Raw genomic sequence first — 24263 nt, 5'->3', positions numbered from 1 at the left:
CAATGAGACTGATTCTTTTTCTGATACTCTTTGTTTCTACTTTTATGTTTGCGCAAGATCAACAAAAGCCTGCGCAAAGGGATCCTTATTTAAAAGCTCCTGTAAATAATAATGCACCCAAGCAAATAAGACCTGAAGATAAAATTAAAATCATCCATGCGGATTTTGTAAAAAAAGATCCTGCAAAGTATGACGGAAACCAATATCTTGAGGGAAATGTAAAAATCGAAAATCAGGGTTCTATCCTTACGGCAGATGAAGTTGTGCTGTATAGCGAAGAAAACTTTGCGAAAGCGATTGGTAATACAAAGCTCCAGAACACAGATGGATCGGTAATTACTGCTGGGGAAATGGAATACGATGGGAATACCCAAAAGGGCGTTGCACGTAAGAACGTAGTACTTACCGACCCAAAGCAAACCATCAGAACCGATATTCTTTATTACGATAAACTTTCAAATCTTGCCTATTTTAATACAGGAGGAACGATTTCTGACGGACAGAATGTGATGTATACAAAATCTGCGACCTATTTTCTGGATACGAAGATGATCGATTTTGTAGGTAATGTAAAAATTGATACTCCGGACTATGTTATCGAAGGTCCCAACATCAAACAGAACCAGAATACTAAAGTTGCTGAGTTCTTTGGTCCCACAACGATAACCAACAGGGCCAATCCGAAAAACTATATATACACCGAAAGAGGTACCTATAAAATGGGTTCTAAAGAATCCTACCTTAATAAAAATTCGAGGATACATTATAACGATAAAATTCTGACCGGAGATGATATGTATTTTAATCAGCTCACAGGGTTTGGTACAGCTACCGGAAATGTGACATTAGATGATCCTAAAGAAAAAAGATATGTGAAAGGAGGCTATGGAGAAATTTTTCAAAAGAAAGATTCTTCGATCATTACCAAAAATCCATATGCCGTAAAGATCCTTGAAAAGGATTCTATATATTTTGCAGCTGAAAAGATAATCTCTTATCAGAAACCTGATGAAACTGATGCTACAAAGAAAAAAAGTTTTTTGAGAGCATTCAGGAAAGGACGGTTTTATAAGTCCAATGCACAGGGAAGAGCAGATTCCATTGCATTTAACGAAACGGATGGTATTATGCATATGTATACTGCACCAATCTTATGGAGTGGAGAAAAGCAAGTGACAGGAGATAAAATCGAAGCTTATTTTAATACGGCAACCGAGGATCTTGATTCCTTGAAAGTAATAGGAAATGCATTCGCCATAAGTAAAGTTGATTCTTTGAACCTGAAAGATGAGTTCGACCAGGTAAAAGGAAAGCTCATGACCGTTTATTATGAAAAAAGCGAGGTTAAAGAAACCAAAGTTATAGGAAATGCACAGGCTATAAGTTATGCGGATGACTTTAACGAAAAGACTAAAGAAAATGAAAGAATAGGTATTACACTTACCTCATGTGGGATCATTGATGCTATATTTGAAAGCAGAGTACTTCAGATTGTATCCTGTAATATCGGGGCAACGTCCGATACATATCCTATGAGTAAGATAGAACCTGCCAGAAGGAAGTTTCAGGACTTTAACTGGAATACAAAAGACAGAATCAGGAAATGGCAGGATATCCTCGTAGATACTCCTGGATATGAAGAGATAAAATACGAAGCCGACACTGAACTTTATGATGCGGCTAAAGAAGCTGTTGAAAAGGAAAAAGCTAAGGAAGAAGCTAAAAAACCTAAGAGAGTCAGAAAATAAGTTTCTGTAAAATATAAAAGGCCTGCCAAAAAGCAGGCTTTTTTTGTGTAATGATAATTTCGGGATTTAATGAATGTTTTTTAGCTTTGCTAAAATTTTATTTAAAATGGAATTGCAAAAAGATTTTTTTTTCATACCAGGCACAAACTACACAATTTGCAGCAGGTTTTGAAGTTGAAAAAGCAGAAGGAAGCTATATTTTTGGAACGGACGGAAAGAGATATCTTGATTTTGTAGCAGGAGTTTCTGCAAATACTTTGGGACATTCCCATCCTAAAATCGTTAATGCAATCAAAGAACAGGCGGAAAAGTACCTTCATGTAATGGTATATGGTGAATATGCGCAGGATAAACCTGTGGCATTATGTCGTTTGCTGGCAGAAGCTACTCCGGATCCGCTGGAAGTTACTTATCTTGTCAATAGTGGAGCTGAAGCTATAGATGGAAGTCTGAAGCTGGCCAAAAGATATACCGGAAGGGAAGAAATTATTTCCTTTAAAGATTCTTATCATGGAAATACCCATGGAGCATTAAGTGTTTCGGGAAATGAGTATCATAAGAGGGAATTTCGTCCTCTTTTACCGATGGTATCATTTATTGAATTCAATAATGAAGATGATCTGGATAAGATTACAGAGAAGACAGCCTGTGTAATTCTTGAAACGATACAGGGTGCGGCAGGCTTTTTAGTTCCTCAGAACGATTATCTGAAGAAATTAAAAAAAAAGATGTGAGGAGGTGGGGGCTCTCCTTATCCTGGATGAGATACAACCGGGGTTTGGAAGGACAGGGAAGCTGTTTTCATTTGAACATTATGAAATTGTCCCGGATATCCTTGTTATGGGGAAAGGAATGGGAGGTGGAGTCCCTGTTGGGGCTTTTATGAGCTCTAAGGAAATAATGAATAGTTTGTCACATTCGCCGAAGTTGGGACATATCACTACATTCGGAGGGAATCCTCTTATAGCTGCATCCAGCTATGCAACATTAAAAGAAATACTAGAAAGTGGGCTAATGAATGAGGTGGACAGGAAAGAGGAACTATTCAGAGAATTACTGGTGCATCCCAAGATCAGTAATATAAACGGGAGAGGGTTGATGCTCGCTGTAAATTTAGGAAGCCCGGAATATACTTTAAAAGTTGCTCAGAAGTGTATGGAAAAAGGTCTTGTAGTGTTCTGGCAACTGTACAGGAATGAATATTTAAGAATTTCTCCACCATTAACCATATCTCTTGAGGAAATAAAAGAGGGATGCCAGATTATCCTTGAAGTTTTAAACGAAAATTAGATATCAATCTCTTCTTTCAAAGAAGAGATTTTTTTATGCCAAGCACTGTAAATTTTGCTTTTAAAATCCTTCACGATAGTGTCAGAACAACTGTGACAAATATCATGCATATTGTATAAAAAAGTAAATACATTTTTGTGTAATAAAAAAATTAATTTATATATTGCGGGACGATAAAACAAAGATTATATGGCGAAACTTAAAGTCCATTACGAATTTCCAATGCATTGTCTTTCAGAGATTTTATATGAGTATCTGGCGACGGCAGAAGGATTATCTGAATGGTTTGCGGATGAGGTAGTAGAGAAAGGAGATGACTTCTTTTTTAGCTGGGGTGGAGGCCCTGCTGAAAAGGCGACTTTGATTAGATATAAGCCAGAAGGTTTCGTGCGTTTCAGATGGGAAGAAGATGAGGGAACAAAGAATTTCTTTGAAATGACCATCACGATTGATGATATTACTGAAGATTTGGCTTTAAATATCACAGACTTTTGTGAAGAAGGAGATGAAGAAGAAAATGCGATGTATTGGGAGAATCTTATAGAAAATCTAAGAATAAAACTAGGGGCTGCTTAATAGTGGACTGTACAAAATGATAAAACTGATGAACGATTTATCGTTCATTATTTTTTTATAAATAAATCATACATTGGAAAATCAATATTTTACATCAGACGAATTGAATGTGAAGAACAGGGCATTTCTCCTGGGAGATGCTGTAAAGGTTTCTTTTTTTATTAGGAACTCTAAGCTCATTATGGACGAAGAGTGTTATTTCTTCCTAATGGCCTCAATGAGAAAAATGAGAATGAATATTCCTTTGACTTATACTCTTGAATTTTTTCAAACTCTTTTTCAAAAAGAGGTGATTGAAGGAAAGAATAGTAAAAATGCGATTATTAATTTTCAGGTTTTCAGGAATTCAGATGAACTTACTTTAGCCAAATCATCAATTTCCTATTTTTATGAAGTCGATGAAAAGGATGATATTCTGGCTATTCATCAAAGGCTTCTTGAGCTTGATCTTATCAAAGAAATTAATGTAAATAATAATCTTTTGAGTAATATCAGGGTTCATTGTCCTGAAAACATCTATGGAGGGATTTATGCTCAGGAAAACGATCTGGATGATGTGATTCTGCTTAATCCGAATAAGAGGATTGCGAGATCCACTTCTGGAAACCTTCTGTTTTTAGAAGGAAATATCATTAAAGTTCCAAAACATTCTGAAGGTGCATACATTTCTCCTTTACTGGAAAATTTTGTTACTTTTTTACATAAGAATAATCTTGCTGATATTCAAGAGCATGAAATTATTGCATTTGAATCTCAGAAAGCTGAAGAAATTTTAATGATTTCAGATGAGAAAGGCATATTTTCTGTAGGAAAGATAAGAAATAAGACTTTTGGAAATTCCCGATTCACCGAATTGGTGGAAAAATGGAAGGAAAGTTTTTAAAATTGACAAACCCGGTAAACAACAAAAGTTCCAAAGTCCTTTACCGGGTTTTATTCTGAATATATCAGAAATTGTATTTTTTTAAACCTGCTGAGATGTATCTGGCAGACTTATTTACAATATTATTTTTATTTATTGCCTCGCTTCACCTTAATAGGCTTAAGAGTTAAAAATACTTCCGGAAAGAAAAATAAAATGAGTTGTTTTAAGATTTTCATTTTCACGACTTTTTGGTTATTCAAATAACGGAAATTCTTTCTTAAAAATTGGTTAAAGCAAGCTTAAAATTTGTTAATATTTTTTTCTCGAATTCCAATATAAGTAGAATTAATTCAATGAAATATCTTCCGGGGAATTAGCCCAGAGTAGATATTCACCACCCAGATTCTGCATGATAGTTTTCCATAAGGTCTGGTCATTGGGTAATGTATAGTCGAGATTATAGATATCGACTACAGTCCACATTTTTCTTTGAACCTCACTATCCAGCTGATTGGCTGTCCATCCTGAATATCCGGAAAAGATCTTGACATCATCTATAAGGAGGTCTCCATTTAAAACGGAGCTAATGATGTTTTCAATATCCTCTGTCAGATAAAATCCATCAGCAATATCAGTATATAGTTCCGTTACTTTTTTGCCTTTTACAATAAAGAATATCTTATCATTTTCCACCGGTCCACCATCGTACACATCGATTTTAAAATCAAAGAAGTTCTTGAACTTGCCACTCACCTGATTGTTTTTCTTATTTAATATTAAACCAAATGCGCCGCTTTCGTTGTGTTCTACGATAAGGACTACTGATCTGGAAAAAATATCTCCGGAAATATCAGGTGTGGAAATTAATATTTTACCTTTGTATGAGTAATGCATACTCAAATTTAATAAAAAATATTTATGGAAAACCTTCACGATAAGAGAAAAATCTATGAGAAATCCCAACTTATTGAAAGTGAGATAAAACAAAATCCGATTGAGCAGTTCAGGGATTGGTTTCTTACAGCGTCAGAGAATCCAGATGTTTCCGAAGCAAATGCAATGGCTATATCAACTGTAGAGGAAGATGGATGCCCAAGGACGAGAATGGTTCTTTTAAAGGCATATACGTATGAAGGGTTTATTTTTTACACCAATTATTCAAGCAAAAAAGGAAAGGCAATTGAAAAAAATCATAAGGCCTGTCTCCATTTTTTCTGGCCAACACTTGAAAGGCAGATCATCATAAAAGCCAATTTGGAACGGGTAGCGGAGAATCTGAGTGATGGCTATTTTCATTCCAGACCAAAAGGCAGCCAGCTGGGTGCAGTAGTGTCGCCTCAAAGCCAGATTATTCCCAACAGGGAGTTTCTGGAAGAGAAATTAAAAGAGCTGGAGAAGCAATATGAAACGGATGAAGTTCCAAGACCTGAGAATTGGGGTGGCTATATCGCAAAACCTTATGAGATAGAATTCTGGCAGGGCAGACCCAATAGATTACATGACAGGATTATCTATCAGCTTGAAGGTCTCGACTGGAAAATTTCCCGTTTAGCGCCTTAATCCCTTTATCAAACTGAATAAACATAAAAAAACCTCATCAAAAGATGAGGTTTGCATTTTCTAATCTGAATGATTATTTTTTCTTAGCTCCAGAAACTGCTGTAGATAGATCAGCTCCAGCTTTGAATTTAGCAACTTTTTTAGCAGCAATTTTGATTGGTTTTTTAGTTGCAGGGTTGATACCTTGTCTAGCAGCTCTCTCAGCTACTGAGAAAGTACCGAATCCTACTAAAGAAACTTTTCCGTCTTTTTTCTTTAAAGTAGTAGTTACGTTAGAAATAAAAGATTCAAGAGCAGACTTTGCTGCAACTTTTGTAATTCCTGCATCTTTTGCGATTGCGTCGATTAATTCAGACTTGTTCATAATTTTTAATATTAAAGTTGGTTCGTAATTATAGCAAATATAATACTATTTTCTAATTGTGCAATTTTTTTATTAAATTTTGTGTTATTTTTTTGATTTTGGCGAAAAAACATCAAAATATCATAATTCGGTTTTTCACCAAAAATCTACGTTACCCGTTACTAAAATCATGCCAAATGCTTATGTGTATTGACTTTAGCTAAATCGGAATATTATTTTTTGTATTTATTAAATCTTGAATTTGTATTAAGTATTAATGTATTTGGTGATATGATTGTAGATTTAGTAAGTAAAATCCAAATATTTTAATTTAAAAAAAAAATAAATACCTGTGTATCTGATGCTTTTAAAATGGTTATAAACTTCAATTTATAAATTTTTATTAATAAATTTGCAGCATGTTAATAGAAGTTTTCAAGTCAAAGATTCACAGGGTACGGGTTACTGCCTCAGACCTTAATTATATCGGGAGTATAACGATTGACGAAGATCTTATCGAAGCTGCCGGATTGGTGGTAGGTGAGAGAGTTTATATCGTAAACGTAAACAACGGAGAGCGTTTCGATACATACATTATAAAAGGTAAGAGAAAATCCGGAGAGGTATGCTTAAACGGGCCTGCAGCAAGGAAAGTTCAGAAGGATGATATCATCATTATTATAGCTTATGCACAGATGACGCCGGAGGAGGCAAAAAGTTTCCAGCCAAAGATCGTTTTCCCGGATGAAAAGACAAACCTTCTTACCTGATTCATGGAGAAAAAACAAACGAATCCCATAAAGTCAATAATTACAGTCGTAATTTCGCTTGCTTTTGCAGGCTTTTTTTTTATGGCTTGCTTTAAAGGGACTTGATTTTAAGGTGATTCAGAAATCATTGGCAAAAGCAAATTACCTGTGGGTTTTGTTTGCTTCTGTTTTTGGGATTTTAGCCTACTGGTTTCGGGCTGTTCGCTGGAATCTTTTATTAGAGCCAATGGGGCATCAGATCTCTAACTCCAATTCATTGTGGTCTATTTCATTTGGCTACCTGATGAATCTTACCATTCCCAGAAGTGGAGAAGTAGCAAGGGCTACGGCATTGTATGGAGTGGAAGGAGTTCCGGTAGATAAATCTTTTGGAACGATTATTTTAGAAAGAGTAGTGGATCTTATTTGTATGTTGGGATTCTTGGGATTAACCTTAATCTTTAAATACAAGGCCATTCTTTCTTTTTACGAAAACTCAGGAATAGATATCAACCCAAATAAAATTTTAATCATTCTTTTAATTCTTGTAGCAGGAACAATACTTTTTTTTTGTTCTCAAGAAGAAGCTTGCAGCAATTCCTCTTTTAGGAAAGATTATTGGCTTTATAGATGGAATCTTCCAGGGGATCACTTCGATTTTCAGGCTGAAACAGAAAGGAAAGTTTATTTTGTATACGCTGGGAATCTGGATATCCTATTATTTTGCAGCCTATCTTGTATGTTTTGCACTTCCGGAAACTTCAAACTTCACCATTGCTGACGGTTTCTTTATTATTGTAGTAGGAACATTGGGAATGATCATCCCTGCCAGTGGAGGTATCGGAGCCTTCAACCTGGCTATGAAATTCGGATTTATGGCATTATTTATATCCATGGGAAAAAGTGCGGAATTAGGAGGTGAAATGGGACTTACTTATTCTTTTATTTCCTTACCTCTGCAAATTGTAATTATGCTGGTCATGGGATTGATTTCTATTCCAATGCTGGCGAAAGCAAGAAATAGCAGAGTCAGTCACAATAATTTTGAAAGTTAAATATCCATTCTGATATACAATACAGCCCGGTCAATTAGATCGGGCTTTTTCTATTAAAATATTTGGATATTCGGGAAATCAAATTTATCTTAGATATTTAAGATTTTATTATGGCAATTAACCTACAGAAAGGACAAAGAATAGATATAGGATTAACAAAACTAACGATTGGACTAGGATGGGATCCTAATGATGGAAGAGGATATGATTTTGATCTTGATGCTTCTGCAATTATGATCGATGCGGAAAGAAAGCTTGTAAGTGAAGATTATTTTGTTTTTTATAACAATCTAAGCTCTCCGGATGGCGCATTGACTCATACGGGTGATGATCCGAGTGGAAAGAACAGTGACGGGGATGATGATGAATCTATTATTATCGATTTGGAAAAAGTTGATGGAAGAGTAGAAGAAATACTCTTTGTGGTAACCATCGAAGATTTTGAAAGAAGAAAACAAAATTTTGGTCAGGTAAGAAATTCATATATCAGGATCATCGATAATAATAGCAACCAGGAAATCGCCAAATATGAGCTGGATGAGGATTTTTCTATAGAAACGGGAATCGAGTTCGGCAGGTTATACAAGAGGAATGGAAGCTGGAAATTTGAGGCTTCCGGAATTGGTTACAGGGCAGACCTTTCTTTCTTCCTTGAAAAATATTATAAAGGGCAAATCATTAAATAACAATGGCAATTAATTTACAAAAAGGCCAAACGATAGATCTCAGGAAAAACAATCTTGGTGAAAGCGTTTATGATCTTTCTCAGGTCACTATCGGATTGGGTTGGGACGTTCGCAAGCAGGGAGGTTTCTTTGGGAGGTTATTCAGCAATGAGCCCGAATATGATCTCGATGCTGTTGCTTTTCTTCTGGATAAAAACGGGAAAGTTGCTGATATGGGAAGAACTCTTCATGGGCATAATGGAAAACAGGTTGTGCTTTATGAAAGTGATGTTATTTACTTTAATTCGATGCGTCATCCTTCAGGTCACATCTGGTTGACGGGTGATAATAGAACAGGGGAAGGCGATGGAGATGATGAACAGATTATAGTGAAGCTGGATCAATTAAACGAACGTTATCAAAAGATAATTTTTGTCGTGTCTATATATCGGGGAAGGACCAACAGGCAGCATTTTGGAATGATTGATAATGCTTTTATCAGAGCGGTTGATGCAAGAGGAAAAGAAATTACAAAATATAGTCTTTCCGGAGATAGCAGTATAAATGGCATGTGCTCGATGGTTTTTGCTGAAGCATATCGCCATCATGGAGACTGGAAATTCAGGGCAATAGGAGATCCTTACAGTACGGATAATTTTATAGATGTTCTGGTGCCTTATACATATAAATAGAAAGTATGCTGGAAAGCATACTTTTTTTAATTAAAAAATTTCATATTATAAGAATGATCATCTTCATCGATGATTTTAAAACCTAAGCTGGAATAAAGTTTCTGTGCCCGATTAGTTTTTAAAACACTTAAGGAAACTGATTTCCGATCCGAAACCGATTCACGGATAATTTTTCTCAAAATAGATTTTCCAATACCCAGACCTTGTTGGTCAGGATGAATCTGAAGTTGTAAAATATTTATATTATCTGCAGTTCTGTTTATTTTTAACAATCCCATTGGGTTATCATTTAAAATGATGATATGAGCATTTTCAAATTGATAAAGGATCCTTTGAAGAGCATATTCTTTTGTGGTTGGCAGATTCGAGGTGGCATAATGCTCAGTCATCGTTTTCATTCTCAGATCGAGCAGGAATTCAATATCGCTTTCCTCAGCTTTCCTGTATTTCAATGTAAAGTCCATGGTATATTCAACCTTTTCAATACCACGAATATATTGAATTTAAGATTTAAAAAAGTTCGAAAAAAAATCTTTTTCCGATTTTGATTTTGGTGCCTTCTTTCAATTCAATTCTTCGATCGATATCTGTTATTTTCTCCTGATTAATCTGTACTCCTCCATTTTCAATCAATCTCCTTATAGCTGATTTACTCAGATCACTCTTAAGCTGGTGACACAAATCTGTAAGAAGGACATAATTTTCCGAGAGATGCAGGGAATCAATACCAACAGGTTTGAATGTCTTTTCTTCAAAGTTTTTATTTTGAACCTGATTAGCAAAAAAATCTTCTGCTCTTTTTGCTGAAGACTCGTCATGGTATTGAGTAATAATATTTTTAGCAAGTAACTTTTTAATATTCATGGGATTTTCTCCGTTTTCCATCCTCGATTTCAAATTCTGTTTTTCAACAGCCGAAAAGTCTGTGGTGAGATTCATAAACTCTTCGATTAAAGAATCAGGAATAGACATTGTTTTTCCAAACATCTCATTGGGTTCATCTGTCAGGCCAATGGTATTATGTAGTGATTTGCTCATTTTTTCTTTTCCATCAAGTCCTTTTAATAAAGGCAGGCACATCACAATCTGTGGTGAAAGCCCATACACTTCCTGTAATTGTCTACCCATTGTGCAGTTGAAAAGCTGGTCAGTTCCTCCCATTTCGATATCACATTCAATCTTTACGGAATCAAATCCTTGTAAAATAGGGTATACAAGTTCATGCATCGCAATAGGTGTATTTTCCGAAAATCTTTTATTGAAGTCGTTTCTGTGCATTAACTGGGCTACAGTTACTTTTGAAAGCAATCCGATCGCTTCAGAAAAGTTCAAATGATCCAACCAATCGGAATTAAAAACAATTTTTGTTTTTTTAATATCAATTATTTTAGATAGCTGATCGATATAAGTTTGGGCATTGTCATTAACATCTTTGGTGCTTAGCGGTTTTCGTGCTTTGTTTTTTCCTGTAGGATCCCCAATTCTTGCTGTAAAACTTCCGACAACAATAATAATCCGGTGTCCCAGATCCTGAAATTGTCTGAGTTTTTTTAGAACAACAGCGTGTCCGAGATGCAGGTCCGGAGCAGTAGGATCGAATCCCAGTTTGATGTTTAGTTTCCTGTTTTCGTCTTTAGCCTGTTGTAATTTTTTTTTCCAGACCGTTTTGTGGTAAAATAATTTCCACATTTTCTTGTAATAAATGAATCATTTCTTTTAAAATTTTGCATTAAAAAAGCCCGAACTATAATGTTCGGGCTCTATATAATTAATTAGTATTTTGTTATTGAATTATACACATAGACAGTCTTCCCGAACAGTACATCGGGTAGTAATACTCATTAAAGAAAGGAAGACGTAATATGCTGTTTAAATATTTCATATGAACAGCAAAGATAGAAACTTTTTTCTATTGTAAGAATTCAATCAGGAAACTGGCTGATTATTTTCTTTAAGAAGATTGACGGGTTTGCAATGGATGAGTGTTCAATATTTCAGATTCATTAGCATTCGTTAAGCGATCATTGATTTCATAATATGTATTTCTAATGTGCTCTTTCCATATTTCCACTTGTTCAGGAGATACCCTGTCTGCTTTATCGAAGAAAAAATGTTGGTTGATCTCAAAACCGCAGTATGTAAATATACCTTTATCGGAGGTTAATGAAAGTGCTTTATCCATTCCGATTTGTTCATATTCTGCATGTGATTTACCATGGGTATTGATAATTATGGCCTGTTTTCCTGCCAATAAACCCTTTTGAATGCCCTGGTCATAACGGTAAGCATAACCATAGCTGAAAACCCTGTCGATATATCCTTTCATAATAGCCGGCATTCCGGTCCACCAGATAGGATAGATGAAGGTAATATGCTCTGCCCATGTGATGAACTCCTGCTCATATTTGATATCATCGGCAAGAATTCCCATTCTCTGTTCCTGTATATCTTTTAAAGAAAACACAGGATCAAAGTTAATTGCATAAAGATCTCTTACAATAACTTCATGATTTTGGGAAGTCAGGCTTTCAACAACAGTTTCTAACAGATGGTGGTTTAAACTGTTTTCGTTATAATGTGCGTAAATAATTAGATGTCTCATTTTTTCTACTTTTTTATTGTTACAGGACAAAGGTAGAATAGCTGAGTACACAAAAATTGTAAGAAAACGAAGTGCCTAATCCGATTTTGGGTTGCAGATGTCCTGCTGAAACTTCAGGAACTGTGAAGGTGAAAGATGTATGAAGTGCTTGAAATCATGGATCAGCTGGCTTTGATCGTAATAATTACACTCATCAACAATGGTAAACCATTCAACTTTGTTTTGATTGGCAATTTCTTTCTCAATAAGCTGGATGGCTTTTGAAAACCTGTTATACCGGCTGATCTCTTTGGATGAATATCCAAATTGCTCTTTTTGTTTTAGCTGAATACTTCGTTCACTTTGATTGGTCTTTTCAGCAATTGTTTTAATGGGGTTTAAATTTTTATTTGTAAAATCACTCAAGAGCTGACCTGTGAGATCCCGCTCCTGCAAATAGGGTTTACAAAACTCAAGAATATAATTTACCTGTTCCTGAGTAGAATTAATTTTTGAAATCTGATGCCATAGATTGGTAAAACAGTTTTCTTCAAGAAGCTCGTCAGGATTTATCGCGGCCTGATATGAGATGCACGCTTTTCCAAAAAAACGATAAAAAGCATCATCTTTGAAATTAGCTACAAGAATTGAAGTTCCGGAAGGCAACGTATAGTCGAAAGAGTGCCTGATAGGCCCAAAAACGACACACTTATCTACCGTTATCATCGTTTTTTCCTTGGTTACCATTGATGCACTTTCCCCAAAGCAAAATAGCAATATCGTCTGATACGTGGGCAGCAATGTCTTGGTTACCGGAAATTCGGAATTGTTTTCAGCAAAATAGAAATGTGAAAATATATTCTCGAATTCCGGCGGAACTGAGATTCTGTAACCATTATATTGTGTTGATGATCCGGACATTTAAAAGCCATTTATTATGATGTAAAAATAAAGGATTTTTATTACTACATCGTTTTAACTGAATGGTAAAATTAAAAACAAATTGAGATTTATTTTTTAAGTTTTTGAATAAAATTCAATCGATATAATTTCTGCTGTTCAGGATTTAACAAAGGGTAAAACAAATTCATCTGGATAAGGCTGTAATGCGTAATTGCTTCTTCTTTTGGTAGATTGAGTGTTAGGCTATTATGGGTAACCCAATTATCGGCAATAATAAATATTTGGGTGCTAAGGTTATTTATAATAAAATCAGGGATATCTTCCCGGAAGATCCTGTTCTTCTGAAAATCAAGAAATATAGATTCAAATTCAGTTTTCCTGTGCAAATTAATTTGTTCATACTGAGTTTTTATTTCTGGAATTTTTCTTAGAATATCAACGAAATTGAGGAAGATAAAACGATAAGAATAGAAAATTTCGTAAGTACGGTAAGTAAAGTCAAATAAGTTTTGTAAGGTCTTATGATCAGTTTGCTGAAGTGTATTCATCATTTCATCCATTGCCAGTAGGAGTTCGGAAAAAACAACTTTAATAATATCTTCAGAATGTTTGAAGTGGTAATGCAGATTTCCCGGACTTATATTGAGTTCAGCCGCAATATGTCTTGTCGTGATTGTATTGTATCCTTTTTCGTTGAAAAGCTGGATTGCTGTTGAAATAATCTTTTCCCTGGTTTTCATGCCTCAAATATAAGAGAGATTTTTTGAATATTTTAAAAATTAGAACATTTGTTCTAATTTTTGTATATTTGTACTCAGAAATCAAAATGCAATGGAAGGGAAACAAAAATTTGATTACGAAAAAGTGGCAGAGAGAGGAAAAGATGGAAAAGACTTGCAGGAAGTGATGGTCAAGGTTCTGCAGGTCATTTTAGGGATCATTATGGCGGTATTACATGCTTAGAAAATACAGGATCTCGGTCTTATTTTTATGCGGCTTATTCATCTGGTCAGCCATTATCATTTTCCGAAAGAATGGAATTACTATTCCCTGGTTCAATGATTATTTTACAGATCTTATTACAGTTCCCATGTACGGTTATCTGATACAATATGGGATGAATAAAATATTGGGTTTCCGGTGGCAGCCCGATCTAAAGTTTATCATAAGATCGGTTATTTATCTCTCTCTTTTATTTGAATGGTTTTGTCCATTGGTTTCTGATCACTTTGTTGGAGATTTTTTTGATGTACTGGCTTATTCCATCGGAGGAATTGGATACCACCTTCTTTTTCAGTATAAAAAAGTACCAATCTAAACTGTTGTTGTCCTACTTATTTTAATTACCATTGCTTCCTCCAGCTCTGTTTGATTCTTCGAACTTCATTTGTTTGGTTGCTCCCTTTATATCATTATTACCGAATTTATAGGTTACTGAAAATAACATATTTCGTGAGGTTCCTTTGGAATAATACTCTACATTATAATTGGGATAATATTCTGTTCCCTTATTACGGTCGGTATTTAAAGCATCATTCAGGTATAAGTTGATCATTAATTTTTTCTCCATCAGGTTTAATTTTATTCCCGTATACACCGATCCGTTTCCATTAAAATAAGTATTTCCAATTCTGTTGGGAATGTTTGCCCATATACCTAGCATTAAAGTCAATGTTTTTTCCTTATTAAGGAAGAAGTTATTATCCATGTTAATATTGGCTCCATATCCTGCCGGTGCTGCCACCGCTTCAGGAAGATATGATTTGGATTTGACATAAAACCCATTTAGGAATGCACTAGATTCTAGCCATGTAAGCTTATTATAATTGTAGCTGATGTTAATACCTGCCTGATTTTGATTATAGAAATTTTTGACAATACTGTATTTCAGATTTCCTTCTACGACCTGTATTCTATCCCAATTATCCTTATTATAGTTGTAGTAGAGTGTAATGTTTAAATTATTTTTGAGCACGTAACCCAACTCAAAATTGTCTGAAAAAGAGGGAAGAAGATATGGGTTTCCGGTATTATATTCATATTCTGAAGTATAATATTTGAAGGGATTAAGGTTTCCGAAATAGGGCCGCGAAATTCTTCTGGAATAATTTAATGTAAATGTATTGTTTTCGTTAGGTTTATAACTTAAATAAGCCGTAGGGAAAAATTTTCCGTAATTGATGTTGGCAGAAGAATTATCATTTAATGAAATGCCTTCCAGTGTAGTGTACTCATAACGAAGGCCCGCTTTTGCATCCCATTTATCATTGATTTTGAAGCTGGTAGACAGGTACGCAGCAAAGTTCTCTTCATTATAGATAAATGTATTAGTCCTTTCTCTATTCAAAATATATTGCCCATTCTCAATATTGAAGAAATTAAAATCAGATGCGTTTTTTATTTTGGTGTATTTCAAACCTGATTCCGTTTTTATTTTGACAAAATTCTTTTCCAGATCAGCCTGACCTGAATAGATCCGGTACCTGCTGACAGGATTGGTAAGAGTAGAAACTTTGGTATCGGTGACGGTATTGTAAAAGTTATCGGCGTGTGCGTTATTAATTAATACATTACCTGATATGCTAAGTTTACTTCCAATTGTGTCAAGCTTTATATCGTAAAAAGCATTGGTATTGTGAAGGTTTCTGTGATTTTTATTTTTACTGTCGGAGAATACATTGAGTTTCCCTGTTTCATTAAAAATAGATGTATAATTTTCAGCCTTTTCGAATGGGTTGCCGAAAGAGTAATTATAATTGAATCCTACAAGGTGTTTATCACTGATTTTATATTCTCCTTTCAGATTGGCTCCTTTGTATTTGTTATTGTACAGTTCTTTGGAATCGGTGTTCCAGTAATTTGAGTTAGTAGTGCCTGTTAAATAATTGTAAGATGAACTGTCCCAATAATTATCTCCTGCTGATAAATTGGCTGTAAGAGATAATTTATTCCCCTGGTAATTAAAACCGGCTCCACTTCTTGCACTGACGGTAGGTTTTCCATAAAAGTAACTTCCTGATGTCTGTAAAGAGCCATTCCATCCCATATCAGCCTTCTTTTTCAGAATAATATTTATCAGCCCGCTTTTCCCCTCTGCTTCGTATTTGGCAGGAGGTGTAGTGATAACTTCAATTTTAGCGACATCATCCGAGCGTAATGTTTTTAGATAATTGATCAATTCCTGACCGGATAAATTTAAGATCCGATCATTCAACATCACTGCAACATTGCTTTTTCCTGCAATAGAAATAGCATCATCTGTAGCCCGTACCATTGGAGTTTTTGCTAATGCTTCCACGACATCTATTCCTTGTGATGCAATAGAGTTTTCAACATTAAAAACCAATCGGTCGACTTTTCTTTCAAATAGCTTTTTCTTTATGGAAACAGAAACTCCTTCTATCTTTTGCTCAAAAGGTGTATTTTCTTTTATATGGATGTCTTTAGTAAGATTTCCGCTAACAGTTATTTTTTCGCTTTCTACTTTTATTCCGTCATGAATAACCTCTAATAAATAAATTCCATTTTTATTCAGAACTATTTTAAACATTCCGTTCTGATCTGTAATAGCAGAAAATTTTTCAGTATCGTTTGTTATAACCACTTCAGTTTCTACCGCAGGCTTGTGATGTCCGTCAATAATACTTCCTTCAATGCTTTGAGCATAGATGAAAAGAGAAAATAAGAAAAATATGAAGGTAAATATCTTTCGAACCATATCATTATTTACTGACAGGGGCAATTTAAGAAAATAATGTTACATCATTATTCATTTGATAGTGAATTTTATAAAAAAATATGGTATCCTTATAGATAAATCTATATTTTAAGAGTCGTGAAGTTTGATAATTGGGTCTTTGTAAAATCGGGTTAGGTCATAGAGTTCACCGAAGTGTGTTGAAAGTTGAACACCATGATCAAAGAGTGATCCTGTTTCAGGATTGGTTTGAACAGCATTGAATTTGTCTTCAGCGAAGGAATATAAATCCTTATGATCCGGCTTTAAAAAGTCCATTAAAAGAATATGGCTGTTTTCTTTTTTATGGAACCGGCTGAGTAGTCCGGTAAAAAATATTCCATAGATAAGAAAAGGACTGAATTCTTCTGTATTGAACTTATAGGGTAAAGTGCTTTGAGAATATTTCTGATAATCGGAAATAATCTGGTTGAATGGAGTAACGTCAGGAGGAGAAATTTCGTAAAACTGATCAATCCCATTAATAAAAAGCTGATTAATTACTTCTTCCTTTGAATTTGATGGATCTGCACTTGTATCATGATATTCACCCTGAAACCAGTGAAAAATACTGCATAGTTCATCAGGTGTAAGATTTTCGACACTGTCTTTTACTTTAGCCTTAATAATTTCAAGGCTGGTTTTTTTGTCATCATCCAGATATCTGAGTGCTGAATTTTCCTCACGGCAAAGCTTATTGTACAAATTGATCTTGGCAATAGTAGGGTTAGTTTTTATGAAATAAATTTTTTCTGCCATAATTTTGTATCAAAAAATTAACAATAAAACCTTTAGATGTATTTAAAGATACAAATATGCGGTGATATAAGTTGAATATATTTTTTGGTTTTGTATGCAATGCTTTCTTCTGTCTTTTCAAAGTCGGATAAAGTTCAATTCTGATTTTACTGATGGCCAAAAAAATGACAGCTGTTTGGCTGTCATTTTTTTATTATTGAATGTGTTTTTCTATTTCCCCAGCAATCTGATCCAGTTCGCCGAACTTTCTGGCAATGATCTTTCCATTTTGATCTACCAGAATTTGTAGAGGATATCCGGTAGCATGAAGCTTATTGAGGAATGCCTGATTCACATCGAAATAATTTTTCCAGCTTACTTTATTTTCGTTCAGTATTGTATTGGCACGATCCATTCTGTCTTTCACAATATCGTCAGCAACACTTATGAATTGCACACCTTTATCCTTATATTTTTCATATAAGGTGACCAGCTTGGGCAAATCTTTAATACAAGGTTTGCAGGTTGTAGCCCAATAATCTATCAAGGTAAGTTTGTGGTCAGAAAAACTGGATTTATTTATCTGATCGGTTGAATTAAGTTTCAGGTTCGGGAAATTTGCACCGACACTTGTAGCATTTTCTATTTTCAGGATTTTCTCAAATTCTTTATAACTGAATATCCCTTTTATCTTTTTAGAAAATAAGGGCATATTTTCCACATAGCTTGGGTTAAAACCGTATTTTGAGAAATCATTTACGATTTCCCAGAACGCCACATAGGAGTTTGGATTTTTAGTAATATAGGTTCTCAGCAGCTTTTGTTTACTTTCAATATCACCAGGATTATTGTCTTCATAAGGTTTTAATTTTTTGTCTGCTATCTCAAGTAACTTCTTCAGTTTTTTGTATTCGGCGTTGGTTGGCGTTTCAGAACCTGACGTAAAATTCAGATTTTTATCCACGATACTGATCTTGTAATCCCCTTTTTCAATGAAAAAAATATCAGAACCATATCCTCCCTTTTCTACAGCATTAAAATATCCAAAGATAACAGGCTGAGGATATTCTATTTGTCCGGTCACTGTCTTTGAGTCATCGATCGTGATAAATGCGGTATTAAAACCCTTCATAAATCTTACACCTTTTTCCGGTTGAATGGTAAAATTGTACAGTTTATGGGTTTCTCCCATTCCCATCGGAGGAGCAATGGTTATGGAATCTTTAGCAAATACCGGAGCACTGATATCCATTTTAAAATTGGTTTGGGAATAAATAGTACAGAATGATAAAAAAAGTAAGACCTGTGAAATTTTTTTCATAAATAAATTGAGATTTTAAAAAATTAAAGATATTGTTTTATGAGTAACTTCCGTTATTGTTTTCAGGAAATATCACAAAAAAAAGAGACTTATTTAGTCTCCTTTTTTTACCCTTTGTAATTTTATTTAAAAATCCATTACTGTATCCAGTCCTCTTCTGAGACCTTTGAATGTGCCTATTTTTTCAATAGCAAGTAACCCACCCTTTACATAAGGTTCTGCACTGGTTCCTGAATCGTGTCTGATGATTAATTTTTCATCTTTTAACCCAAAAATAGTTTCTACAGCAATAACATGTCCCGGAAGCCTTACGGAATGAACATGAACCCCTTCCATTTCTGCTCCTCTAGTTGCCTTTTCACCAACCAGCTGATCCGTAGGAATAGGGACAACGGGTTTTTGAACCTGGGCTAATCGGTGAGCGAGTTCCCTTACCGTTCCGCTTGGGGTATCGATTTTTAGCTCGTGTGCATAATCTATAATTTCATAGTTGGGAATATATTTTGCAGCAATTTCAGCAAACTTTTGAAGAAGAACAACTGTGATCGCAAAGTTTCCTACCGCCAGTACGGAAGTATCATTTTCAATGGCAGCTTTTTCTATTTCTGCATAATCTTCTCCTGTAAGGCCTGAAGTTCCCACAATAACTTTTTTACCTCTTTTTACGGCCGCCAGGACATTGGTTTTGGCAACATCAGGTTTTGTGTAGTCAAATAACACATCGAAGTCAAGGGCATCTAAAGCCTTCTCAATGGTATCAAATACCGGAATTTTTTCATTCCCTAAATCAAGGATCTCAGCGAGGTTTTTTCCACTGCCGGAACGGGACAATCCACCGACCAGCTGCATTCCCTTTTGTTTAAAAATAGCTTTGCTCAGCTCAGAGCCGGCCCATCCGGTAGCCCCTGCAATGAATATTTTGATCATGATTTTTTTGTTTAAGTTAATTAATATTTTTTACTCCACTTCAAATACAGCTTGAATCTCAACGGAAGAGTTAACAGGAATCGATGATGCTCCAAAGGTAGCTCTTGCATGCTTTCCTTTTTCTCCAAATACTTCTACAGTAAGATCGGATGCTATATTCATAAGATCTGCGTGTTTAGTATAGTCGTCTTTTGTATTAAATATTCCCGTAAGCTGTACACAACGTTTTACGCGGTTTAAATCACCACCCAAGGCCTCATTTAATACAGAAAGAACATTAAGCATGGTCACTTTCGTAGCTTCTTTTACCTGTTCTTCAGTAAGTGAAAGGCCTAGTTTTCCTGGATTGAGGATTTTCCCGTCTTTTAATGCAACCTGGTTAATGAAAACCAGATTTCCTGAACGTACATAGGGCTGATAATTTCCTGCAGGTTTAGGAACCTGTGGAAGAATGATCTGCTTTTGTTTTAAGACAGTGTTGATATTAGCTGTTTTTTCTTGGATATCATTTTCCGATGTCATCTTATGGGGAAAGATATCTTTCAATGCTGCTGCTATCTTAGCAAAGTTTTCTCCTTGCATTCTGGCAATATAACGTTCACTTTCGCTGGGGCGTTCTACATTTTTAACTGAAGCAAGGCTGGTTACTCCAAGAACGGTGTTTCCCTGTGGGGTATTTTTGTCTATGTTTTCTGCACCACGAATACCATTCGATACCAGTACCATTCCATGAACGGCCAGGCTATTCCAAAAAGACTGAATAGCCAGCTCCTTTCCTGCACCACTTCCTGCAGACATGAAGACGGTCGCCGGCATTCCTTCTAATGCATGGGTGGTCCATAATCCAACCGTTTTTGATAAGAACTCACTCATTCCCGTACTGATATTTCCAAAATAAACGGGTGATCCAAATGCAATTCCGTCGTAGGAAGAGAGTTCTTCGACGCTGGCTATAGGGATATCTTTTAATTTGGGATGGGTTGACGCTTTTACCTGTTTAATTACAGCCTGTACATTTCCTTGGGTTTCAATTCCTTTTGATATTTCTTTTGCTAATTCATAAGTTCCTCCATTATCCGAATAAAACAGAACCAGAACTCTAGCTTTATGTTCTTGTGCCATCATAGATTGGGTTATTATCAGAAGTAGGAAAGCAGTGATGATCTTGCTTATATTTTTCATATTTTTTTAAGGTCTAACATTCAGATACAAAATTAATAATGTCGTTTTTATTAACTTTGCCAAAAAGAATATGCAAAACGCCAAACTTAAATGCGGATTGATTGAAACGAATCAGGGTTTCTACAATGATACCATCTCGAAGGATGCCTATGTGTGGTATGAGGAAAACTGGAAACATGATGAATATGAGCATATTCATGAAAGGGCCCAACTCACTTATGTGGAAGAAGGGTATCAGTATCTGCATATTCAGCAGAAAATATATCTTGTTCCTAAAAATCATGTGATCTGGATCCCTTCCGGAGTTAAGCACCGCACTACTTCTGATGCAAGATCAGTAAATCTGATGGTCATTTTATTTAAAAAGCTTTTACCATCTGATTTTTTTTAAAGAAGTGCATGTTTTTGCGGCACCTCCTGTTTTGAAAGAGATGCTTTTATATGCTTCAAAATGGAATAAACTGGATACTGAAGATCAGGAGCAAACCGTTTTTCTAAAAGCATTGTTAAATAGTTTGCCTAACTTTTGTAATGAAAGTCGTTTTCTGGAAATTCCTGTTCCTGAAGATCATCGCTTAATTCCTGTTTGTGATTATATTAACAGCCATTATCAGGAAAGTTTTAATGTGAGCGATATGGCAGACCTTGCAAAAATGTCTGTCCGAAGTTTACAGAGGATATTTAAAGAGCAGACAGGAATTACTCTTCAGAAGTACGGACAATTGATCAGGATTTTAAAGAGTGTGGAGCTTATCGATACCCGGCAATATACCTTAAGTGAAATAGCTTTTAAAATAGGATATAAAAGTCTTTCTGCTTTTACCTCTTCTTATGCTTCCATTATGAAGGAAGCACCGAAAGCCAAAAAAGATATTATTTTCTAGTCTGCATTGACTTTTTCTGAGTTTGGTTTTCTGCTTAATCTTCCTTTATTTTGAAGAGGTGTAAAAAGATCTCCAGCTAGTTCCAGATCAATCTTTTCAGGGTAGACAGGAGTGGGCTGATCATCATAAATACAATAAAAACTCAGCATAGTAAAGTGTGTTTTTATTAATAATCAATAGCAATTCAGTTGCCTTCATTTCAGTAATTGATCTTCTTTCCAAACATCATAAGCTTAGAATAATTATCTCTGGCTTTCTTTTACTGCTTTGATGAGGTCACGGTTTCGCTTATCTGCTCTTTCATTATTCAGGGAGAGAGCTGCCCAAATTGCAGCAGGGACCCAGCCGATTACAGTGATCTGTAAAATCAGGCATAATATTCCGGTTAGGACTTTTCCACGAACGATAAAAGATAAAAAGGGTAATAAAATTGCTAGTAACATGATTGTAAGATTTTAAATAGTGATACTTTTCTTTTAATTAATTTCTGTTGATATTTTCAAGTGCAAGTTTGGTCATATTCCTTACCGTTTCAGTAGGTGAATGGCAATCACAATTACTGAATCCTACTACATACAGGTCTTCTGACGGAATATATACCCCCATTGATTTAAATCCAAAAATACTGCCTCCATGTTCTCTGGAAGCAACTCCGTTAATGTCTTTAAGGTGCCAGCCATAACCATAGGTAAATTCTTCACCATTATTAAGCCTGTATTTTTGAAATGCTTTTTCGGTCTCCTGTGAATTTAGTAAAATATTTTTATTTAATGCATTTTGCCATTTCAGCATATCTTCAAGCGTGGACATCAGTGAGCCTGAGGAAAAAGGAACACTGAAACTGATAAGGGTCTTGTTTACGTAACCGGATTCTTTCTTATGATATCCAGATGCTCTCTTGAGAACTATTTTTCTGTCCGATGCATAATAAGAATGGTTCATGCCGGCTTTATCAAAAATATTTTTCTGTATGAAATTTTCATAGGAATCTCCTGAAATTAATTCAATCAGATGACCCAATACAACATATCCTGAGTTGTTATAATCAAACTTTTCTCCGGGAGCAAAATCTACCGGCTCATTTTTGAAAAAATCAACCATCATTTCTGGCTTCATTTCCTTTTGGGCAATCGTTGTGATCGATTTCATTTTCGTAAAATCCTTGATTCCTGAAGTATGGGTCAGTAAATGATGAATAGTAATTTTATCACCATTCGGAAAGTCTTTGATGTACTTAGAAATAGGGTCATTAACGCTTAATTTTCCTTGTTGTTCGAGCATTAAAGTGGCTATAGCAGTAAATTGCTTGGTCATGGAGCCGATTTCAAATACATAATCCGCATGAAGATTAGCATCAAGTTCCAGATTCGCCTTTCCAAAAGCCTTTTGATATAAGACTTTACCTTTTTGTGTAACCTGAAATACACCACCAGGAGCTTTTGCATCACTGAATTCTTTAAGAATTACATCATCGATCCTTTTTTCCAGAGTTTGTGCAAAAATAAGACTTGAAGAAAAAAAGAATAACAAAATGAATCGGTTAAAAGTTTTATTTGAGCTCAATAATCTATTGTGCTATACAAAGATATAATTTAATTTCATTACTATGCAATACAATATAGTTATTTCTTTTGTATTAATTATAGGTATTGGTAACTTGGATTGCTATTAGAATAAAATGAATGGAATAGAAGGTGGATATACAGGTAAAAAATAGGCTACCCAATTTGGTAGCCTGATATGATTTCATTTTTTATAAATCCTTAGATCAGTTTTTAGCTGAAATTTTTTTTTAGTTTGCTAGCGTCTATTAAGCAACCAGACCAAGTGTTTTCAGAGGTTTTAATCCGTAGGCACTTTTTATCGTTATCATACACTAGCGTAGCTTTAACAGGAATCAGACTTGTTAATCCTGTTGTGGATTCAGCAGAGGTTACACGTGGAATAACAAGACCCATTTCTTTATCCCTATTTTGGAGGTGGAGTAAACCTTCTGGTTTATTCGTTCCGATAGCCACTTGTGCCTTTCCTAATGCACAACAAATAGAAATACTGATAATATAACTTTATTAGCCATTATTTATTTGTATTTGTTTCAATATTATTTTTAGGATTGTTAAAACTTTTACCAGCAGACATTTGGCTAAGTTGCGTTTTGTCCAGCAGGCAATCTGACCAGTTTGTCTCTGAGTTTTTAATTCGTAAACAATGTTTACTCATATCATATACTAAGGTTGCTTCCACAGGGGTCATATTATCGGGTGTAGTTACAGAATCTACATTCTGTACTGTTGGCAGTACAAGTCCTAAATTTTTATTGTCTTTGTTCTTTATATGAAGGATACCTTCTGGTTTTTCTGTTTCTATTCCTACCTGAGCGTAAAATAATGGACACAGGCTAAAAAATATTAATAGTATCGTCAATTGTTTTGTCATAAGTTTATTTTT

General features: G+C 35.0%; 29 protein-coding genes and 1 pseudogene. 14 read left to right on the top strand and 16 right to left on the bottom strand.

Annotated elements, in window-relative coordinates; genetic code table 11:
* The first annotated feature begins 2 nt into the window (after positions 1–2).
* From ACJ5H0_RS09090 to ACJ5H0_RS09075, 4 genes and pseudogenes are all read left to right on the top strand, one after another.
* Entirely contained in the window at positions 3–1748 is a 1746-nt protein-coding gene (locus ACJ5H0_RS09090) for an OstA-like protein (RefSeq protein WP_411249030.1), read from the top strand.
* A gap of 50 nt (positions 1749–1798) precedes the next feature.
* A pseudogene (locus ACJ5H0_RS09085) lies at positions 1799–3038 on the top strand (aspartate aminotransferase family protein).
* A gap of 189 nt (positions 3039–3227) precedes the next feature.
* Positions 3228–3614 carry an START-like domain-containing protein gene (locus tag ACJ5H0_RS09080; RefSeq protein ID WP_172280173.1) on the top strand — a complete coding sequence of 129 codons (387 nt, stop codon included), beginning with the start codon at positions 3228–3230 and terminating at the stop codon, positions 3612–3614.
* Positions 3615–3687: 73 nt separating this feature from the next.
* The gene (locus ACJ5H0_RS09075) at positions 3688–4497 is read left to right on the top strand and encodes an aminotransferase class IV (protein ID WP_172280171.1); all 810 of its coding nucleotides are present in this window, start codon (positions 3688–3690) and stop codon (positions 4495–4497) included.
* Positions 4498–4824: 327 nt separating this feature from the next.
* Here the strand turns inward: ACJ5H0_RS09075 and ACJ5H0_RS09070 are convergent, their stop codons facing one another.
* Positions 4825–5373, bottom strand: a complete 549-nt coding sequence (locus ACJ5H0_RS09070) for a YqgE/AlgH family protein (RefSeq protein WP_411249028.1) — start codon at positions 5371–5373, stop codon at positions 4825–4827.
* A 24-nt stretch (positions 5374–5397) separates the two neighbouring features.
* Here ACJ5H0_RS09070 and pdxH point away from each other — a divergent pair, with 24 nt between their 5' ends.
* On the top strand, positions 5398–6039 hold the full coding sequence (pdxH, locus tag ACJ5H0_RS09065) for a pyridoxamine 5'-phosphate oxidase (protein ID WP_172280167.1): 642 nt from the start codon (positions 5398–5400) through the stop codon (positions 6037–6039).
* Positions 6040–6112: 73 nt separating this feature from the next.
* Here the strand turns inward: pdxH and ACJ5H0_RS09060 are convergent, their stop codons facing one another.
* Positions 6113–6403, bottom strand: coding sequence for an HU family DNA-binding protein (locus ACJ5H0_RS09060; RefSeq protein ID WP_034682524.1), 291 nt, complete (start codon positions 6401–6403; stop codon positions 6113–6115).
* A 398-nt stretch (positions 6404–6801) separates the two neighbouring features.
* On the opposite strand from ACJ5H0_RS09060, the gene panD reads away from it, so the two are divergent.
* The 5 genes from panD (at position 6802) to ACJ5H0_RS09035 (ending at position 9543) form a co-directional block, all read left to right on the top strand.
* Positions 6802–7152 carry an aspartate 1-decarboxylase gene (gene panD, locus ACJ5H0_RS09055; protein ID WP_172280165.1) on the top strand — a complete coding sequence of 117 codons (351 nt, stop codon included), beginning with the start codon at positions 6802–6804 and terminating at the stop codon, positions 7150–7152.
* 64 nt (positions 7153–7216) lie between these two features.
* Positions 7217–7912: a lysylphosphatidylglycerol synthase transmembrane domain-containing protein gene (locus ACJ5H0_RS09050; RefSeq protein WP_411249025.1), complete on the top strand. Its 696-nt coding sequence runs from the start codon at positions 7217–7219 to the stop codon at positions 7910–7912.
* Between the two features lie 34 nt (positions 7913–7946).
* Entirely contained in the window at positions 7947–8186 is a 240-nt protein-coding gene (locus ACJ5H0_RS09045; RefSeq protein ID WP_411249023.1) for a hypothetical protein, read from the top strand.
* A gap of 110 nt (positions 8187–8296) precedes the next feature.
* Positions 8297–8872 carry a TerD family protein gene (locus ACJ5H0_RS09040; RefSeq protein WP_172280161.1) on the top strand — a complete coding sequence of 192 codons (576 nt, stop codon included), beginning with the start codon at positions 8297–8299 and terminating at the stop codon, positions 8870–8872.
* 2 nt (positions 8873–8874) lie between these two features.
* Complete coding sequence (locus ACJ5H0_RS09035) at positions 8875–9543, top strand: TerD family protein (RefSeq protein WP_411249021.1); 669 nt, start codon at positions 8875–8877, stop codon at positions 9541–9543.
* A 26-nt stretch (positions 9544–9569) separates the two neighbouring features.
* Here ACJ5H0_RS09035 and ACJ5H0_RS09030 read toward each other — a convergent pair whose 3' ends face one another.
* From ACJ5H0_RS09030 to ACJ5H0_RS09010, 5 genes are all read right to left on the bottom strand, one after another.
* Positions 9570–10007, bottom strand: coding sequence for a GNAT family N-acetyltransferase (locus ACJ5H0_RS09030; RefSeq protein ID WP_411249019.1), 438 nt, complete (start codon positions 10005–10007; stop codon positions 9570–9572).
* Positions 10008–10053: 46 nt separating this feature from the next.
* Complete coding sequence (gene tyrS / locus ACJ5H0_RS09025) at positions 10054–11232, bottom strand: tyrosine--tRNA ligase (RefSeq protein WP_411249017.1); 1179 nt, start codon at positions 11230–11232, stop codon at positions 10054–10056.
* A 262-nt stretch (positions 11233–11494) separates the two neighbouring features.
* Entirely contained in the window at positions 11495–12145 is a 651-nt protein-coding gene (locus tag ACJ5H0_RS09020; RefSeq protein ID WP_411249015.1) for an NAD(P)H-dependent oxidoreductase, read from the bottom strand.
* 75 nt (positions 12146–12220) lie between these two features.
* Positions 12221–13045, bottom strand: a complete 825-nt coding sequence (locus ACJ5H0_RS09015) for an AraC family transcriptional regulator (RefSeq protein WP_411249013.1) — start codon at positions 13043–13045, stop codon at positions 12221–12223.
* An 89-nt stretch (positions 13046–13134) separates the two neighbouring features.
* Positions 13135–13767 (bottom strand): TetR/AcrR family transcriptional regulator, encoded by a 633-nt coding sequence (locus tag ACJ5H0_RS09010; RefSeq protein WP_172280141.1) that lies wholly within the window; start codon positions 13765–13767, stop codon positions 13135–13137.
* A gap of 91 nt (positions 13768–13858) precedes the next feature.
* Here ACJ5H0_RS09010 and ACJ5H0_RS09005 point away from each other — a divergent pair, with 91 nt between their 5' ends.
* Entirely contained in the window at positions 13859–13990 is a 132-nt protein-coding gene (locus ACJ5H0_RS09005; RefSeq protein ID WP_411249011.1) for a hypothetical protein, read from the top strand.
* Positions 13983–14345 carry a hypothetical protein gene (locus tag ACJ5H0_RS09000; RefSeq protein WP_411249009.1) on the top strand — a complete coding sequence of 121 codons (363 nt, stop codon included), beginning with the start codon at positions 13983–13985 and terminating at the stop codon, positions 14343–14345. Before ACJ5H0_RS09005 ends, ACJ5H0_RS09000 begins: the two co-directional genes overlap by 8 nt.
* 21 nt (positions 14346–14366) lie before the next feature.
* On the opposite strand, the gene ACJ5H0_RS08995 is transcribed toward ACJ5H0_RS09000, so the two are convergent.
* From ACJ5H0_RS08995 to ACJ5H0_RS08975, 5 genes are all read right to left on the bottom strand, one after another.
* Positions 14367–16745 carry a TonB-dependent receptor domain-containing protein gene (locus ACJ5H0_RS08995; RefSeq protein ID WP_411249008.1) on the bottom strand — a complete coding sequence of 793 codons (2379 nt, stop codon included), beginning with the start codon at positions 16743–16745 and terminating at the stop codon, positions 14367–14369.
* Between the two features lie 108 nt (positions 16746–16853).
* The gene (locus tag ACJ5H0_RS08990) at positions 16854–17522 is read right to left on the bottom strand and encodes a hypothetical protein (RefSeq protein WP_411249007.1); all 669 of its coding nucleotides are present in this window, start codon (positions 17520–17522) and stop codon (positions 16854–16856) included.
* A 193-nt stretch (positions 17523–17715) separates the two neighbouring features.
* Positions 17716–18822: a TlpA family protein disulfide reductase gene (locus tag ACJ5H0_RS08985; protein WP_411249005.1), complete on the bottom strand. Its 1107-nt coding sequence runs from the start codon at positions 18820–18822 to the stop codon at positions 17716–17718.
* Between the two features lie 126 nt (positions 18823–18948).
* Complete coding sequence (dapB, locus tag ACJ5H0_RS08980) at positions 18949–19749, bottom strand: 4-hydroxy-tetrahydrodipicolinate reductase (protein ID WP_411249003.1); 801 nt, start codon at positions 19747–19749, stop codon at positions 18949–18951.
* Between the two features lie 30 nt (positions 19750–19779).
* A complete protein-coding gene (locus tag ACJ5H0_RS08975) occupies positions 19780–20931 on the bottom strand; it encodes an Atu1372/SO_1960 family protein (protein ID WP_411249001.1) in 1152 nt (383 codons plus the stop codon).
* 70 nt (positions 20932–21001) lie between these two features.
* On the opposite strand from ACJ5H0_RS08975, the gene ACJ5H0_RS08970 reads away from it, so the two are divergent.
* Together ACJ5H0_RS08970 and ACJ5H0_RS08965 are read left to right on the top strand one after the other, a co-directional pair.
* Positions 21002–21322: an AraC family ligand binding domain-containing protein gene (locus tag ACJ5H0_RS08970; protein ID WP_411248999.1), complete on the top strand. Its 321-nt coding sequence runs from the start codon at positions 21002–21004 to the stop codon at positions 21320–21322.
* Positions 21323–21326: 4 nt separating this feature from the next.
* Positions 21327–21815 carry a helix-turn-helix domain-containing protein gene (locus ACJ5H0_RS08965; protein ID WP_411248997.1) on the top strand — a complete coding sequence of 163 codons (489 nt, stop codon included), beginning with the start codon at positions 21327–21329 and terminating at the stop codon, positions 21813–21815.
* On the opposite strand, the gene ACJ5H0_RS08960 is transcribed toward ACJ5H0_RS08965, so the two are convergent.
* The 4 genes from ACJ5H0_RS08960 to ACJ5H0_RS08945 all read right to left on the bottom strand — a co-directional run bounded on the left by ACJ5H0_RS08960 (position 21812) and on the right by ACJ5H0_RS08945 (position 24251).
* Positions 21812–21964, bottom strand: coding sequence for a hypothetical protein (locus ACJ5H0_RS08960; RefSeq protein ID WP_273649161.1), 153 nt, complete (start codon positions 21962–21964; stop codon positions 21812–21814). The two genes, ACJ5H0_RS08965 and ACJ5H0_RS08960, sit on opposite strands and share 4 nt — an antisense overlap.
* A 93-nt stretch (positions 21965–22057) precedes the next feature.
* Positions 22058–22258, bottom strand: coding sequence for a YqaE/Pmp3 family membrane protein (locus tag ACJ5H0_RS08955; RefSeq protein WP_194304243.1), 201 nt, complete (start codon positions 22256–22258; stop codon positions 22058–22060).
* A gap of 37 nt (positions 22259–22295) precedes the next feature.
* A complete protein-coding gene (locus tag ACJ5H0_RS08950) occupies positions 22296–23345 on the bottom strand; it encodes a serine hydrolase domain-containing protein (RefSeq protein WP_411248995.1) in 1050 nt (349 codons plus the stop codon).
* Between the two features lie 546 nt (positions 23346–23891).
* Complete coding sequence (locus ACJ5H0_RS08945) at positions 23892–24251, bottom strand: hypothetical protein (RefSeq protein ID WP_411248993.1); 360 nt, start codon at positions 24249–24251, stop codon at positions 23892–23894.
* Positions 24252–24263 lie beyond the last annotated feature (12 nt).

This window comes from Chryseobacterium proteolyticum, from assembly GCF_046591535.1.
Classification (GTDB): Bacteria; Bacteroidota; Bacteroidia; order Flavobacteriales; family Weeksellaceae; genus Chryseobacterium; species Chryseobacterium proteolyticum.
Note: the sequence above shows the minus strand (reverse complement) of the source record. Positions and strands in the feature narration are given on the sequence as shown.

Coding starts and splice junctions, on each gene's coding strand:
- ACJ5H0_RS09060 (WP_034682524.1), bottom strand. CDS start 6,403: ATGAACAAGTCTGAATTAATCGACGCAATCGCAAAAGATGCAGGAATT.
- ACJ5H0_RS09080 (WP_172280173.1), top strand. CDS start 3,228: ATGGCGAAACTTAAAGTCCATTACGAATTTCCAATGCATTGTCTTTCA.
- ACJ5H0_RS08955 (WP_194304243.1), bottom strand. CDS start 22,258: ATGTTACTAGCAATTTTATTACCCTTTTTATCTTTTATCGTTCGTGGA.
- ACJ5H0_RS09070 (WP_411249028.1), bottom strand. CDS start 5,373: ATGCATTACTCATACAAAGGTAAAATATTAATTTCCACACCTGATATT.
- ACJ5H0_RS08945 (WP_411248993.1), bottom strand. CDS start 24,251: ATGACAAAACAATTGACGATACTATTAATATTTTTTAGCCTGTGTCCA.
- dapB (WP_411249003.1), bottom strand. CDS start 19,749: ATGATCAAAATATTCATTGCAGGGGCTACCGGATGGGCCGGCTCTGAG.
- ACJ5H0_RS09005 (WP_411249011.1), top strand. CDS start 13,859: ATGGAAGGGAAACAAAAATTTGATTACGAAAAAGTGGCAGAGAGAGGA.
- ACJ5H0_RS09000 (WP_411249009.1), top strand. CDS start 13,983: ATGCTTAGAAAATACAGGATCTCGGTCTTATTTTTATGCGGCTTATTC.
- ACJ5H0_RS09035 (WP_411249021.1), top strand. CDS start 8,875: ATGGCAATTAATTTACAAAAAGGCCAAACGATAGATCTCAGGAAAAAC.
- ACJ5H0_RS09040 (WP_172280161.1), top strand. CDS start 8,297: ATGGCAATTAACCTACAGAAAGGACAAAGAATAGATATAGGATTAACA.
- ACJ5H0_RS09090 (WP_411249030.1), top strand. CDS start 3: ATGAGACTGATTCTTTTTCTGATACTCTTTGTTTCTACTTTTATGTTT.
- ACJ5H0_RS09015 (WP_411249013.1), bottom strand. CDS start 13,045: ATGTCCGGATCATCAACACAATATAATGGTTACAGAATCTCAGTTCCG.
- ACJ5H0_RS08995 (WP_411249008.1), bottom strand. CDS start 16,745: ATGGTTCGAAAGATATTTACCTTCATATTTTTCTTATTTTCTCTTTTC.
- tyrS (WP_411249017.1), bottom strand. CDS start 11,232: ATGTGGAAATTATTTTACCACAAAACGGTCTGGAAAAAAAAATTACAA.
- panD (WP_172280165.1), top strand. CDS start 6,802: ATGTTAATAGAAGTTTTCAAGTCAAAGATTCACAGGGTACGGGTTACT.
- pdxH (WP_172280167.1), top strand. CDS start 5,398: ATGGAAAACCTTCACGATAAGAGAAAAATCTATGAGAAATCCCAACTT.
- ACJ5H0_RS09045 (WP_411249023.1), top strand. CDS start 7,947: ATGATCATCCCTGCCAGTGGAGGTATCGGAGCCTTCAACCTGGCTATG.
- ACJ5H0_RS09030 (WP_411249019.1), bottom strand. CDS start 10,007: ATGGACTTTACATTGAAATACAGGAAAGCTGAGGAAAGCGATATTGAA.
- ACJ5H0_RS08970 (WP_411248999.1), top strand. CDS start 21,002: ATGCAAAACGCCAAACTTAAATGCGGATTGATTGAAACGAATCAGGGT.
- ACJ5H0_RS08975 (WP_411249001.1), bottom strand. CDS start 20,931: ATGAAAAATATAAGCAAGATCATCACTGCTTTCCTACTTCTGATAATA.
- ACJ5H0_RS08960 (WP_273649161.1), bottom strand. CDS start 21,964: ATGCTGAGTTTTTATTGTATTTATGATGATCAGCCCACTCCTGTCTAC.
- ACJ5H0_RS09010 (WP_172280141.1), bottom strand. CDS start 13,767: ATGAAAACCAGGGAAAAGATTATTTCAACAGCAATCCAGCTTTTCAAC.
- ACJ5H0_RS09020 (WP_411249015.1), bottom strand. CDS start 12,145: ATGAGACATCTAATTATTTACGCACATTATAACGAAAACAGTTTAAAC.
- ACJ5H0_RS08985 (WP_411249005.1), bottom strand. CDS start 18,822: ATGAAAAAAATTTCACAGGTCTTACTTTTTTTATCATTCTGTACTATT.
- ACJ5H0_RS08990 (WP_411249007.1), bottom strand. CDS start 17,522: ATGGCAGAAAAAATTTATTTCATAAAAACTAACCCTACTATTGCCAAG.